General features: G+C 72.8%; 9 protein-coding genes. 5 read left to right on the top strand and 4 right to left on the bottom strand.

Annotated features, from left to right (window positions below; genetic code table 11):
• Nucleotides 1-158 precede the first annotated feature (158 nt).
• Nucleotides 159-1,301, bottom strand: a complete 1,143-nt coding sequence (locus QYS60_RS22750) for an acyl-CoA dehydrogenase family protein (protein ID WP_054371922.1) — start codon at nucleotides 1,299-1,301, stop codon at nucleotides 159-161.
• A gap of 57 nt (nucleotides 1,302-1,358) precedes the next feature.
• Between QYS60_RS22750 and QYS60_RS22745 the strand changes: the two genes are divergently transcribed.
• Together QYS60_RS22745 and QYS60_RS22740 are read left to right on the top strand one after the other, a co-directional pair.
• Complete coding sequence (locus QYS60_RS22745; protein ID WP_289379186.1) at nucleotides 1,359-1,940, top strand: TetR/AcrR family transcriptional regulator; 582 nt, start codon at nucleotides 1,359-1,361, stop codon at nucleotides 1,938-1,940.
• Nucleotides 1,941-1,958: 18 nt separating this feature from the next.
• A complete protein-coding gene (locus tag QYS60_RS22740) occupies nucleotides 1,959-2,525 on the top strand; it encodes an NADPH-dependent FMN reductase (RefSeq protein WP_289379185.1) in 567 nt (188 codons plus the stop codon).
• On the opposite strand, the gene eccE is transcribed toward QYS60_RS22740, so the two are convergent.
• Nucleotides 2,513-4,114, bottom strand: coding sequence for a type VII secretion protein EccE (eccE, locus tag QYS60_RS22735; protein WP_371384346.1), 1,602 nt, complete (start codon nucleotides 4,112-4,114; stop codon nucleotides 2,513-2,515). The genes QYS60_RS22740 and eccE overlap by 13 nt on opposite strands.
• Before the next feature lie 152 nt (nucleotides 4,115-4,266).
• On the opposite strand from eccE, the gene eccB reads away from it, so the two are divergent.
• Nucleotides 4,267-5,721, top strand: coding sequence for a type VII secretion protein EccB (gene eccB, locus QYS60_RS22730; protein ID WP_371384344.1), 1,455 nt, complete (start codon nucleotides 4,267-4,269; stop codon nucleotides 5,719-5,721).
• On the opposite strand, the gene mycP is transcribed toward eccB, so the two are convergent.
• Nucleotides 5,667-7,064 carry a type VII secretion-associated serine protease mycosin gene (gene mycP / locus QYS60_RS22725; RefSeq protein ID WP_371384343.1) on the bottom strand — a complete coding sequence of 466 codons (1,398 nt, stop codon included), beginning with the start codon at nucleotides 7,062-7,064 and terminating at the stop codon, nucleotides 5,667-5,669. The two genes, eccB and mycP, sit on opposite strands and share 55 nt — an antisense overlap.
• A 1-nt stretch (nucleotide 7,065) precedes the next feature.
• Nucleotides 7,066-8,526 (bottom strand): type VII secretion integral membrane protein EccD, encoded by a 1,461-nt coding sequence (gene eccD, locus QYS60_RS22720; protein ID WP_371384342.1) that lies wholly within the window; start codon nucleotides 8,524-8,526, stop codon nucleotides 7,066-7,068.
• A 210-nt stretch (nucleotides 8,527-8,736) separates the two neighbouring features.
• Here eccD and eccCa point away from each other — a divergent pair, with 210 nt between their 5' ends.
• Both eccCa and QYS60_RS22710 read left to right on the top strand, forming a co-directional pair.
• On the top strand, nucleotides 8,737-12,711 hold the full coding sequence (eccCa, locus tag QYS60_RS22715; protein ID WP_371384341.1) for a type VII secretion protein EccCa: 3,975 nt from the start codon (nucleotides 8,737-8,739) through the stop codon (nucleotides 12,709-12,711).
• A 68-nt stretch (nucleotides 12,712-12,779) separates the two neighbouring features.
• The gene (locus QYS60_RS22710; RefSeq protein WP_371384340.1) at nucleotides 12,780-14,015 is read left to right on the top strand and encodes a type VII secretion-associated protein; all 1,236 of its coding nucleotides are present in this window, start codon (nucleotides 12,780-12,782) and stop codon (nucleotides 14,013-14,015) included.
• Nucleotides 14,016-14,041: the final 26 nt, after the last annotated feature.

Below are 14,041 nucleotides of genomic sequence, written 5' to 3'. Positions count from 1 at the left end.
GCGGCCCCGCCTGCGCTGTCTGTTCACCGGCGCACGGTAGCAGGCTCGCAGAATCTGACAGGAAGATGTTTCAGATTCCGCGGCGCGAGCTATCCGGGCAGTGTCGGGGCGCGCACGCCGCCGGGGAGGACGGCGACGCGCCCCGACACCCCTGCCGGTCAGCCGGCCAGGTGCCGGGCGATGACCAACCGCTGGATCTGGTTCGTCCCCTCGAAGATCTGCGTGATCTTCGCGTCCCGCATGAACCGCTCGACGGGAAAGTCCCGGGTGTAGCCGTAGCCGCCGAGCACCTGCACGGCGTCGGTGGTCACCTTCATTGCCGCGTCGGTCGCGACGAGCTTGGCGACCGACGCCTGCCGCGAGTAGGGCAGACCGGCATCCTTGCGGCGCGCGGCGTCGATGTAGGTGGCGCGGGCCGAGTCCACCGCCGCGGCCATGTCGGCGAGGACGAATCCGAGGCCCTGATGATCGATGATCTTCTTGCCGAACGCCTTGCGCTCCTTGGCGTACGCGGTCGCCTCGTCCAGCGCGGCCTGCGCGAGACCCACCGCGACGGCCGCGATCCCGAGGCGACCCGAATCGAGCGCGCTGAACGCGATCGGCAGGCCCTGGCCCTCGGCGCCGATGCGGCGCTCCTCGGGTACGAACGCGTCGTCGTAGTGGGCGGTCGTGGTGGGGACGGCATGCAGGCCCATCTTCTCCTCGGGCTTGCCGAAGCTGAGACCTTCGGTCCCGGCGGGCACGAGGAAGCAGGAGATGCCCTTCGAGCCGGCGTCGGAGGTCCGGGCGAACAGCGTGTAGAAGTCCGCCTTGCCGCCGTTGGTGATCCACGCCTTCGATCCGGAGATCCGGTAGCCGCCGTCCACGGCTGTCGCGCGGCAGGCCAGGGCCGCGGCATCGGACCCGGCCTGCGGCTCGGACAGGCTGTAGGCGCCGATCGTCTCGCCGCCGAGCATGTCCGGCAACCACCTGGCCTTCTGCTCCTCGGTGCCGTGGGTGGCCAGCGCGAAGCACGACAGTCCGTGCACGCTCACGGCGACGGCGACGGCCGCCCAGCGGGCGCCGAGTTCCTCGAGCACCTGCAGGTACACCTCGTACGGCTGATTCCCGCCACCGAACTCCTCCGGGTACGGCAGGCTCAGCAGGCCGGCCGCCCCGAGGGCGGGGAACACGCCTTCGGGGAACGTCTCGTTGCGCTCGTGTTCGACGACCCGCGGCGCGAGAACCTTGTCCGCGACGTCGCGGGTCAGCTCGATGAGGTCGTAGGCCTCGGGGGTGGGCAGCAGGCGCTCGACGGGCACGGTGACTCCTCGCTCGGAAAATAGTACTGAGAACGATACTGCAGTACTATTCACAGTATGACAAGAGCGGGAACCCGGCGCGGTACGGCGCGGCAGGCGCAACTGTTCGACCAGCTCGTCGCGCTGTTCCTCGCCGAGGGCTTCGCCCGCTTTACCCTCGACGACATCGCCGCCCGCCTGCGCTGTTCCAAGTCGACCCTGTACGCCCTCGCCGAGAGCAAGGATCGCCTCGTCCGGGCCGCCACCGTGCACTTCTTCCGCGGCGCGACCGAGCGTGTCGAATCCGAGCTCGACGGCCGCAGCGGCGCCGTCGACCGCATCCGCGGCTATCTCGAGGCCGTCGGCCGGCAACTCGAACCCGCCTCCGCGCAGTTCATGGAGGACATGGCTGCCGCCCCCGCCGCCCGTGAGGTCTACGAACGCAACACCCGGCTCGCCGCCGAACGCGTCCGCGACCTCATCGCCGCCGGAGTCGCCACCGGCGAACTGCGCGACGTGCACGCCGCGTTCGTCGCCGACGTCGTCGCCGCCGTCATGGTCCGCATCCAGCAGCGCTACGTCGCCGAGGCCACCGGCCTGCCGGACGCGCAGGCCTACCGCGAACTCGCCGCCCTGCTCACCCACGGCCTCACCGCCTGACCCGCCTACCATCGGCCCATGGATGCCGAAGCCCCGATTCGTCTCGAGATCGTCGTCGCCAGCGTGCGGGCCGGGCGGATCGCGCCCGTCGTCGCCGACTGGTTCGCCGCCGCCGCGCGGCAACGTCCCGAGTTCGACGTCGGCGTGCTCGACCTTGCCGACACCCCGCTGCCGCAGGATCTTTCCGGCGGCCGCGAGGCCGAGGCGTTCACCCGGCGCGTCGGTGCGGCCGATGCGTTCGCGGTCGTCACCTCCGAGTACAACCACGGCTATCCGGCCGCCCTGAAGACCGCCCTCGACACCGTCAAACACGAATGGCGCACCAAGCCCGTCGGATTCGTCTCCTACGGTGGGCTCTCCGGCGGTCTGCGCGCGGTCGAACAACTCCGGCAGGTCGTCGTCGAGGTGCACATGGTCCCCGTACGCGAATCGGTCAGTTTCCACCGCGTCAAGCACGCCTTCGCCGCCGACGGCACCACCACCGACGGCGCCGCGGCCGATGCGGCCCAGCGGATGCTGAACCAGCTCGCGTGGTGGGCGCGGACCGTGCGTGCCGGGCAGGCCGCCGACCCCTACCCCGGCTGAGGGACCCGGCTGCGCCCGCCCGCCCGCGGTCGACCGATGAACGCGGCTTCCGCGCCCACACTCACCAGCGACAACGACATCCGGCGGCCCCCTGCCGTGAGCACCACCCGATCCCCGGCCGCGCCGGGTTGCAGGATCGACACGTCCGGGCGTTCACGCGGCCACCGGTCCGGATCCGCATGCACGTGGATCGCGGTCGTCCCGGCGGGAACCGTCGCCGGGACCACGCCGTCGTACACGATCGTGTCGACACCCCGGTCGTCACCGAGCCGCAACCGGTCCGGACCCGCCGCGGCGAGCAGGGGACGCCAGGCCGAGGCGCGATCGGTGTGGATCGCCACCCGGGCGCCGATCGCGACGGACCGGAACACCAGCTGCTGCGCCAGGTACAGCTCCCCGGCGACATACACGGATCGCACTCCCGGGCCGGTCACGCGGGCAGACACGGCCGCCCCGGACTCGTCCGCCCCGATCACCTGTCCGCATCCCGACACCGGCAGGGTGAGGGCGTCGACGTCGCCGAGCTGCACGGTGCGCAGGGGAACCAGATCCTCGAGCCCGGCCGCGGCCGTCGGGATCGACGCCAGCAGCCCGTCCAGTTCGCGACTCCACAGCCGTCGAGTGCCCGGCATCCGGCGGCTCGGCTCGGGGGAGCGGCTCGTTCCGCGCACCACTGCCCCCATCCGCACGGTGCCGGGCTCGGTACCGGGCCGCAGGCGGACCGTGATCGTCGCCGACGACAGCGGCTCCGACCAGACGCGGGTCAAGGTCGCCCGGTCGAGGTGACCCGGTTCGACGACGGCGGCGCGACTGAGACCGTCGGGAAGCCGTACCGCGTCGCGATCCTCCTCGAGCAGCAGCGGATCCGCGCACCCGGTGACGGACTCCACCGCCCGGGTGATCTCTCCCGCGTCGAGGATCCGCGCGGCGTGGCGCTGTTCTGCCAGCGCGCGCACGACCCGGCGCGCCGCGATGCGCACGGCGCGTGCCGCGCCCTCGGACCCGCCGCCCCGGCGCGCCACCGCGGCCGGGCAGGCGAGGGCGTCGAACCGCAGCGCGAGCCACACCGTGCGGGTCGCGGCGGCGGGCAGCGGACCGACCAGGCGCCCGTACGCCTCGCCGGCCGCGGTCTCGTCGCACACCCGGCTGCCGTGCACGACGACGTCGATCCCGTCGAGTTCGACGTCGTGCCGCGAGAGGCACGCGGCGAGCGCCGCCAGCGGAAGCGGGCGCAGTGGATCTGCCCGATCGCGTGTCAGCCGGGTGAGGTCCCCACCCGCCGGCACCAGCTCCACCACCGCGACGACGGCCGAGCCGTCCCAGCACACCCCGACGGCCGAGCCGTCCCAGCACACCCCGACGGGTCCGTCGCCGGCCGCGGTGACGTCGACGATCACCGGGGCGGCCCGGATCGGACGGTTCCGGAATCGCCACCATTCCCGCCACCAGTCGACGGCGTCGCGCCCCCGGACCGGAACCACCACTGCCACCGCGGCCAGTGCCGCCGCGAGCACCGAAGCGGGAGGCGGTGCTCCGGCAGCCACCGCAGTCGTCCACCCGGCCACCGCCGCACACTGCGCACGCACCACCCCGGCCGCGGAGCGGCGCCGTGGCCGCCGGAAAATCCCATCCTGCACGACGATTCCCCCGTTCCCACCGAGCGACGGCCCGGTTCCCCCGACGTTCCCCGGCGGAACTGTACTGTGTTGCGGCGGAGGGGGCGTCGTACGGGGGAGGATCGATGGGAGCGCAGCCGACCACGCGTTGGCAGGTCAACGGCTACCGATTTCTGGTGCGCCGCATGGAACATGCACTGGTGCGGCGGGACGTGCGGATGATTCACGACCCGATGCGGGCGCAGTCGCGCGCTCTGGCGGTGGGTGCCGTCCTCGCCTGCGTCGGACTCGCGGGTTGCGCCGCACTCGCCCTGTTCCGCCCGCAGGACAAGATCGGCGACGCGACGATCGTGGTCGGTCGCGAATCCGGTGCGATGCTGGTCGCGATCGACGGCACCTTCCATCCGGTGCTCAACCTGGCCTCCGCCCGCCTGGTGCTCGGGCGGCCCGACGCGCCCGCCGTCGTCGCCGACGGGGAATTCGAAACGCGCCCCCGGGGTTCCCTCGTCGGCATTCCGGGTGCGCCGTCCGCGCTGGCACACGTCGCGGAGCCGTTGTCGTGGACGGTGTGCGAGAGCGTGGCCACCGACGGAAGCCGCTCGGTCACCACGAGTGTCGCCGCCGGGAAGCCGGCCTACGGTGACCGCACGCGACCGCTCACCGACGACGAAGCCCTGCTCGTCGCGGCCGACGGCAGGCACCATCTGGTGTACCGCGGATCCCGGGCCGAAGTCGATCTCTCGGACCGGGCGCTCACCCGCGTCCTCGGCATCGATGCCGGCATGGCGCGTCCCGTCGGTCCGGCCCTGCTCGCCGCCATCCCGGAGGTGCCGCGGCTCGAGGCTCCGCGGATCCCCGGCGCCGGCGGCGAGCCCGGCTATCCGATCGATTCGCTGACCGTCGGGTCGGTGGTCCGCGTCGCAGTGCCGGACGGGAAGAAGTTCTACGTCGTGCTGCGCGACGGAGTGCAGGAGGTCTCCGAGGCCACGGCGCAGATCGTCCACTTCACCGATTCGCAGGGCGCCGCGGAGATCCCGGCCGTCCCACCGGATCTGCTGCGGGACGCTCCGGCCGTGCGCGGTCTCGACGTGGACACCTTCCCCACGACCGTGCCCACGGTCGTCGATGCGGGCGACCGCCCCGTCGGATGCCTGACGTGGACACCGGAGGCCGGCGCGGACGGAGGATCGCGGTCCGCCGTCGAGGTGTCGGCAGGCTCCGCGCTGCCGCTACCCGAGGGTGCGGTGCCGGTGTCCCTGGCCCAGGCGGACGGCGGCGGGCCCGAGGCCGACAGCGCGTACCTCGCGCCCGGCCGGGGCGCGTTCGTGCAGACCACCTCCGTCGCGCCGGACAGCGCGCGGCGCGGCGCCCTCTTCTACGTCGCCGACACCGGCGTGCGGTACGGCATCGTCGACGCAGACGCCGCGACCGCCCTGGGATTCTCCGAACCGGTGCCCGCGCCGTGGCAGATCGTCGAACTGTTCGCGCCGGGTCCGGCGCTCGGGCGGGCGGAGGCGCTCGTCGCTCACGACGGCGTCGCACCCGATCCGGACCCGGCGCCGGTCGGCGCCGGAAGCTGACGTCGGCGTCGCAGCGCCGCTGTCGCTCCCACGATCGCGAGCACCACGGTCGCCGCGACGACCGCGACATTCCTGGGCCGCTGATCCGTCGGAGCCGGCGGCGCCGGAGGTGCGACAGCCACCGAGGCCGCCACCGGCGCACGCGCTTCCGCCGGCGGGGCGGTCACCGCCGCGAACGGGTCGATCACGCCGAAGCCCACCCGCGGATTCCAGCCCTCGGCCGGCGCGTGCGCCGTGGCCTCGATCCGCATCGCGACGGCGCGGGCATCGAGATGCGGAAATCGTGCCCGTACCAGCGCGACGGTGGCGGACACGAGCGGCGCCGCGAAACTCGTGCCCGCCACCGGAATCGGGCCCTGAGCACCTGGGTAGGCGTCGACGAGGGCGTCCGCGGTGGGATGCAGGGAGACCACCCCGCTGCCGGGCGCGGCGACGTCCACCCACGGTCCCGGCAGACTGAAGCTCGACGGTGAGCCGTCCGGCTCGACCGAGCCGACCGTGAGTACGTAGTCGTCGTACCAGGCCGGCGAGGCCACGGTCGTGACCGCGCGCCACGGATCCGCTCCCGGGCGGAGCGGATCGAGTCCGTGCGGGTTCGACCCTCGGCAGCGATCCTCCACATTCCCGGCGGCAGCGACGACGACGACGTCCTTCACCTCCGTCGCGTACCGCACCGCCGCCCCGAGTTCGGGGTCGTCGATGCCCTCTGCGGCCGGCGCGCAGGCGACCTCGGAGATGTTGATGACGGTGGCACCGCGGTCCGCCGCATGGCGCACCGCCATCGCCATCGTGCGCACGTTGCCGTAGCCGGGCGACGTGCGCGCATCCTGGTCGCCGGCATCCGGCCGGTGCGCCGAGAAGTGGCGGCTGGACTGGCGCACGGCGAGGATCCGCGCGTCCGGGGCGCCGCCGGCGAACCCCGACCCGGCGACCGGCCGGGCCGCAACGAGTCCCGCCACCAGCGTTCCGTGGGCGTCGCAGTCCTGCGTCCCGTCGCCCGAGGACACGTAGTCCCCACCGGGGACCAGCCCGGGCAGCCTGGCGTTCCGGCCCACTCCGGTGTCGATCACCGCCACGAGCTGGCCCGCGCCGCGCGTCAACGGCCACACGGCCGGAAAATCGAGGAGGCGCTGCGGTTCCGGGATCGTGGCGGTGTCGTCGACGATGTCGACGGTGGTGCACGGCGAACGTTGCGCGGTGTCGTCGACGGGTCCGGGCTCTGCGGGAGGAGGCAGGCTCCCGGCATCGACGGGCGGAGGTTCCGCCCCGGCGAACGGGACCGTGCCGAAGGACGAGGTCGTCAGCACCAGGGCGACGAGGAAGAGGCGTGCCCCGCGGGCCACGTCAGATCCCGCGGACGGCGGCGTAGAGGCCCGTGACCCAGCAGGCCAGTGGCAGGACCGACGCGATCGTCGCGTACTCGACGAGCTCGGCGGCGCGGCGCTGCACCGGGGTGAACGAGCGGCGCGGAGCGGCCATGCCGAGCACCAGCGCTGCGGCCGCGACGCCGGATGCGAGGGCGAAGACAGCGACGGGAGGCACAGATCCGCTGATCGCTGCGGCGGCGAGCAGGACCACCGGCACGGAGGCGCCGCCTGCCACCAGCAGCGTCGCCTGGCGCGCGTCGGTGTACGTGCGGCCGCGCAGCATGATCACCGCCGCAGCGGCGACGGCCAGGGCGGTGCCCGGGCCGACGGGGTCGGCACCGGACAGCGGGGCCGCCACGCACCACGCGCCCGCGACGGTCAGAACGGTTCCCGCACCGGCGAGACCGGTGAGGTGGTCGCGTGCCCGCGCGGCGGCTTCCGCGAGTTCGCTCCGATCGGGCAGGGACCGGTCCCCGCCGGCCGGGGCGTCCTCTCCGTCCTCGGTCCGGGATGCGTCCGTGCCGAGCCCGGGCACCGGGGGCAGCGGCAGGTCGGCGAACTTCATGGCGAGTCGGGGCGCGAACGTCACAGTCAGCAACGCCGTGACGACGACTCCGGCGCCGACCGTGGACGCGGGGATTCCCCATGTGGCGACGAGGAAGGCAGCCGCCGCAACCGCAGCGACGGCGGCAACCGCGGTGAAGGGCGCCCGTCCGACGTCGGTCCAGACCAGGACCAGGGTTGCCGCGGCCCCCGACAGGACCGCACCGAGCATCGAGTGCGCCGGTCCGAAGGCCCCCGGCACCACGAGGATTCCGGTGACGAAGGCGGCCGGCACCGCACAGACGCACAGCAGCACCACGGGGCGACGGTCGTCGCGGGCCCGCCGGAGCAGGATCCCGGCGAGCAGGAGCAGGACGGTGAGCGCGGCGCAACCGGCCCCGGCGGCGAGCCGTCCTTCCGGCGCGGAAAGGCGCAGCAGAGCCCCCGCACCGGTCACCGTCGCGGCGAGGGTGACCGCCGCCGCGACCGTCGCCGCCGAAGTCGGCGACCAGCGGCCCGTCCCGGCCCCGTCGGCGGTCGCGACGCTGTGGGTCACGTCGTCGAACAGCGGGGGTGGCGCCGGTGCCGACGCGTCCTCGAGTACCAGCAGTTCACCGTCCCGGACACCCTGCTCGTGCAGGCTCAGTGCCGCCGCGAGCCGCGACGAACCGAGACGGGCAAGCGCCCACGCTTCGGGCTCCACCCGCTCGACGGAGGAATCGAAGTCGTTGAGGGCGCGGTGGTTTGCGATGAGGTCGACGACGCCGGGCACGATCAGGGCGACGGGGACGTCGCCGGGCAGGGCGAGGTCGACCTGGGTGTGCCGTGCCAGCACGGTCACCCGGCAGAGTTCCGGTGCGCCGATCCGCCCCGGTTCGGTATGCGCAGCCGTCATCGTCCATTCCCCCCGTCGTCCCCCGACCGTGCTTCGGTCCGGGCGGGCGCACCCGCCCGGATCTCGCGGAGACGATACGACATCACCTCGCGCAGACGCCGTCGCGTCCGCGTGCATGCCGATCTCTCAGGTGTGCGTTACCCTTCGTCGACCGTGGGGGGACGGCCGTCGCGAGGACGGCTGCCGTGGTGGGCCGGTGGGGGTGGGTTGGTGAGCACAGAGCGGTTCGTGCGCAGGCCGCGGCGTGAGGTGCCGCGCGTACCGGTGGGCGAGGTCGGAATGCAGGCCCCGCCGGAGATTCCGCGGTCGACGCCGGGCAATCTCCTGGCGAAGCTGCTGCCGGTCGTGATGGTCGCGGCGATGATCGGCATGGTGGCGCTGATGTTCGGTTCCGGGGCGGCGCGAAGTCCGATGTCGCTCGTCTTCCCGCTCATGATGGTCGTCTCGATGGTCGGCATGTTCGCGGGCAGCCGCGGAGGCGGAGCGAAAGCGGCGGAGGCGGACGAGGATCGAAAGGACTACCTGCGGTATCTCGACGGCCTCCGGCGGGAGGTCCACGACACCGCGGACCGGCAGCGGCGGGCCCTCGAATGGACGCATCCGGCCCCGGCCGTGCTGTGGACGCTCGCGGGGACGGTACGCATGTGGGAACGCAGCGGAACCGACGTCGACTTCTGCCACGTCCGGGTCGGTCTCAGCGGCCAACGTCTCGCGACCCGGCTGATCGCCCCCGACACCGGTCCCGTCGAGGACCTCGAACCGGTGGCGGCCGTGTCGCTGCGGCGGTTCGTGCGCGCGCACTCGGTGGTGCCGGCACTGCCGACAGCGGTGTCGCTGCGCGGGTTCCCGGCGGTGTCGTTCGGCGGCGACCGCCGAGCGGCACGCGATCTGGTGCGCGCGATGCTCCTGCAACTGTGCACCTTCCACAGCACGGAGGTGCTGCGAATCGCCGTGGTATGCGGGCCGGACACGGCCGACGAGTGGGACTGGGTCAAGTGGCTGCCGCACGTCCAGAACCACGAACTCGTCGACGGGGCGGGCAGCGCCCGCGCCGTGTTCGGGTCCGTCCGCGACCTCGAGGCCGCGTTCGCCGACCGGCTGACGGGGCGCGGACGATTCGTCCGCAATGCGGCCCCGGTCGACGGTGTGCCCCAACTGGTGATCGTGATCGACGGGGGCGTACCCGGCTCGGGCTCGGGGATCCTCGACGACGGACTCGACTCCGTCACGATCCTGGACCTGTGCGCGTCGATGCCCGCCGCGGCCTCTCGCGGACTCGAACTCGTCGTCGGTACGGGACGACTGGGTGCGCGGGCCGGCGAGCGGGTGGAGACCTTCGCGGTTCCGGACGGAGCGAGCGTGGCGCAGGCACAGACGGCGGCGCGGCGACTGGCGCCGTACCGAGCCACCCACCGGGCCGCCGAGTCCGGTCCCGGTGAGAGTCGACCGGACCGGTGGGAGGATCTGCTCGGGCTCGGCGACGTCGCACAGTTCGACCCCGGCCGGGCATGGTCGCCGCGGCGGGGACGCAACCGGTTGCGGATCCCCATCGGAATCGGAACCGACGGCACACCGGTCGAACTGGACCTGAAGGAGGCCGCCGAGGGTGGCATGGGCCCGCACGGACTGTGCATCGGAGCCACCGGCTCGGGAAAATCGGAGCTCTTGCGGACCCTGGTACTGGGTCTGATCGCATCGCACGCCCCCGACTCGCTGAACCTCGTTCTCGTCGACTTCAAGGGCGGCGCAACGTTCCTCGGACTGGAGTCGGCGCCGCACGTCGCGGCGGTGATCACCAACCTCGCCGACGAACTGGCCATGGTCGATCGGATGAAGGATGCCCTCGAGGGCGAGATGAACCGCAGGCAGGAACTTCTGCGCGGGGCAGGCAACTTCGCGAACGTGGGCGACTACGAACGAGCCCGCGCCGGCGGTGCAGCGCTGGCACCGTTGCCGGCGCTGGTCGTCGTCGTGGACGAGTTCTCGGAGTTGCTCACGCAACAGCCGGACTTCGCGGACCTGTTCGCCGCGATCGGCCGGCTGGGGCGGTCGCTGCACATGCATCTGCTGCTCGCCAGCCAGCGGATCGACGAGGGCCGGTTACGCGGACTCGACAGTCATCTGTCGTACCGTATCGGCCTGAAGACCTTCTCGGCCAACGAATCCCGAAGCGTTCTCGGCGTTCCCGACGCCTACCACCTGCCGCCGTCGCCGGGAGCCGGATATCTCAAGTGCGACTCGGCGGAGATCGTGCGGTTCGCTGCCGCCTACGTGTCGGGGCCCTACGAGCACCGTCGCTCGGACCGGTCGGTGACCCGGCACGGCACTGCAGCCGCCCGGCCGCGGCTGTTCACCACCGCCGAAGTGCCCCTGGCACAGCCCGAATCCGTTCCCGAGCCGGCCGAACCCGGCGACGACCCCGTCCCCGCCGAGGAAAGCCGTTCCGTGCTCGATGTCCTCGTCGCGCGGGTGCGCGGCCACGGAACTCCCGCGCACGAGGTCTGGTTGCCGCCTCTCGACGCGGCACCGAGCCTGGACAGGCTCCTCCCGCGCTCGCTGCTGACCGGTGACGTGCCGGCGCGGAGCACCCTGCGCACGCCGATCGGCATCGTGGACCGCCCTTTCGAGCAACGGCGGGATCCGCTGGTGGTGGACCTTGCGGGCTCGGCAGGCAACGTGGTCGTCGTCGGAGGACCGCGCGCCGGCAAGTCGACGATGCTCCGAAGCCTCGTGCTGTCGTTGGCGATGACGCACACGCCCGAACAGGTGCAGTTCTACTGTCTGGACTTCGGCGGTGGAGCGCTCGCCGGACTCGCCGGCCTCCCGCACGTCGGCTCGGTCGCCAACCGGCTGGACGCCGACCGGGTCCGCCGGACGATCGCCGAACTGTCCGCCCTGCTGCGGCGCCGGGAGGGTCGCTTCGCCGAACTCGGCCTCGAGTCGATGGCCGAGCTGCGTCGTCGCCGGGCCGGCAGCGGGCCGGCCGCGGACGTGGACGCCTTCGGCGACGTGTTCCTCGTGATCGACGGCTGGCCCAGCATCCGGCAGGACTTCGAGGTGCTGGAACCGCAGGTCGCGGTGCTGGCCGCCCAGGGGCTGTCCTTCGGGATCCATGTGGTGCTCACCGCGCCGCGCTGGGGCGACGTACGACCGGCGATGCGGGACCATCTCGGAACCCGCCTCGAACTGCGCCTCGGCGATCCCGCCGATTCCGAGTACGGCCGCAAGAAGGCGGCGGCGGTGCCCGACGGCCGACCGGGCCGGGGCATCGACCGTGACGGGCTGCACGTACTGTCCGCGCTGCCGCGGGTGGACGGCAGCTCCGAAACCGTCGATCTCACGTCGGGACTGGCGGACGCCGTCGCCGCCGTCGCCGCGGCTGCACCTGGCCGCCCCGCCCCTGCCGTCCGGATGCTTCCCGACCTCGTCGATCGCGCCGACGTCCTGGCGGCCCTCGGCGACCGGTCGGCCGGCGGCACGTCCGGGCAACGGCGGTTGTTCGTGCCGCTCGGCATCGACGAAGCCGAACTGGCCCCGGTGGGGATCGACTTCGCCGAACAGTCTCATCTGCTCGTCTTCGGTGACTCGGGTTGCGGGAAGACGACTGTGCTGCGCGGCATCTGCCGCAGCCTCATGGAGTCCCGCACCGGGGCGCAGGCCCGCATCATCGTCGGGGACTACCGGCGCACCCTGCTCGGCGTCGTGGAGGGGGACCACCTCGGCGGATACGCGCCGTCCGCCGTCACGTTGTCCGCGATGTCCCGCGACCTGGCGGCGGTGTTCGAGCGGCGCATGCCCGGTCCCGACGTCACTCAGCAGCAACTGCGGGAACGCTCCTGGTGGTCGGGACCCGAGGTCTTCGTCGTCGTCGACGACTACGACCTCGTCTCCGCTGCGAGCCAGTCGCCGCTGACGCCCCTGCTCGACTACCTGCCCCAGGCCAAGGACGTCGGGCTGCACCTGGTCCTGGCGCGCCGCTCCGGAGGAGCCGGGCGCGCACTCTTCGAACCGGTCATCGCGCGGCTGCGGGAATTGTCGGCGGCCGGTCTCGTGATGAGCGGCAACCGCGAGGAGGGTGCACTCGTGGGCACCGCGCGTCCGCGCCCGATGCCGCCCGGGCGGGGCATCCTCGTGCAGCGCGACGGGGAGGCGCTCGTGCAGACGGCCTGGCTGCCCCCGCAATGAGCGACGTCCGCATGCTGCATGTGCAGGTCGTCCCGGGGCGGATCCACGCACGGTGGGCGGATCGGACCGTGACGATTCCCGCCGCTGTTCCCCGGACCGGTTCGGGCGACGGTGCGCACCCGGCTGCCCTGCTCGGGTACGCCGCGGCGACGGCAGGGGCACCGGACGATCTCGACACCGTGACGGTGGTGCATCCCACCGAGTGGGGAGAAGGTCGTCGTGCGCAGCTGCACACGGCCGCACGGCAGGTCGCGCGGCACGCCGTCCTCGTGACCACCGCGGTCGCCGCGCGCCGCACCGCGCCGCTGGGCGACGGCGAGCGGTACGCGGTCGTGGAGGTCGACGGGGCCGGTGTGACGGCGACGGCCCTGACCGCGCCCGACGGCGAGGTCGACCGGCTCGCCCGGGATCCCGACCTCGACGAGGTACTGCTGGACTCTCCGACCGGGGCCCGCCGGCTGGACGAGCTGATAGGAGACGTGTGCGGTTCCGTCGATCCGGATGTCGTCCTCGTGACGGGCAGTCCGGGCGAGCCACCCGGAATGCCGCTGTGCGAGCGCATCGCCGAGCGGCTCGGCCGTGGCATCCGGGTGATACCGGTCGCAGCGTCCGAGATGCTGGCCGCGGTGCCGGACCCCGTTCCCGTCCCGTCGGGGGACGCGGGGGCGGCACCGCGCTGGCTGCGCACCGAGCCGGCGTCCCGGCCCGTCCGCCGGATGCGCCGGGGCATTGCAGTCGTCGCAGTCGTTGCGGCCGTGACCGCTGTCGGCCTGGTGTGGACTGCCGGACACCGTGCGGACCTGCACGGGGAGGTCGTGGACGATCCCGCCCTCGGCGACACGGCCGGCGCGACCCCGGGGACGAGATCGCCTACGCCGCGAGCTCCTTCGGTGCAGCATGTGCTCGGGCCCGTCCGGCTGGAGTTGCCGGAGGGGTGGAAGGTGCGCGACCCAGCCGGTGCCGGCCGTGCCGAACTCGTCCCAGTGGGCGGGAATGATCGACGAATAGTGTTGGTGCACAGTATTCTTCGCCGACCTCTGGACTTGTCCGGCCTGGGGGAGGTGCTGGCCCGTCGCGCTGCCGAACGGGGCGGGGTGATCCGCGATCTCGACACCGACACCACCTTCGCGGACCGTCCGGTGATCGCCTATGTGGAGGCACCGGACGAGTTCTCGCTCGTGCGCTGGTTCGTCGTCGTCGAGTCCGGCATCCAGGTCGCGGTCGGATGTCAGTTCCTCGACGGGGAATGGGCAGGCATCAAGAACGAATGCGAGCAGGCCGTTCACACGGTGACGGTCGCGTAGCGGATCACCTCGTTCGCCGAGGAGGG

This window comes from Rhodococcus sp. GXMU-t2271 (assembly GCF_041414735.1).
GTDB classification, from domain to species: Bacteria; Actinomycetota; Actinomycetes; order Mycobacteriales; family Mycobacteriaceae; genus Rhodococcus; species Rhodococcus indonesiensis.
This window is presented reverse-complemented; position numbering and strand designations above follow the sequence as displayed.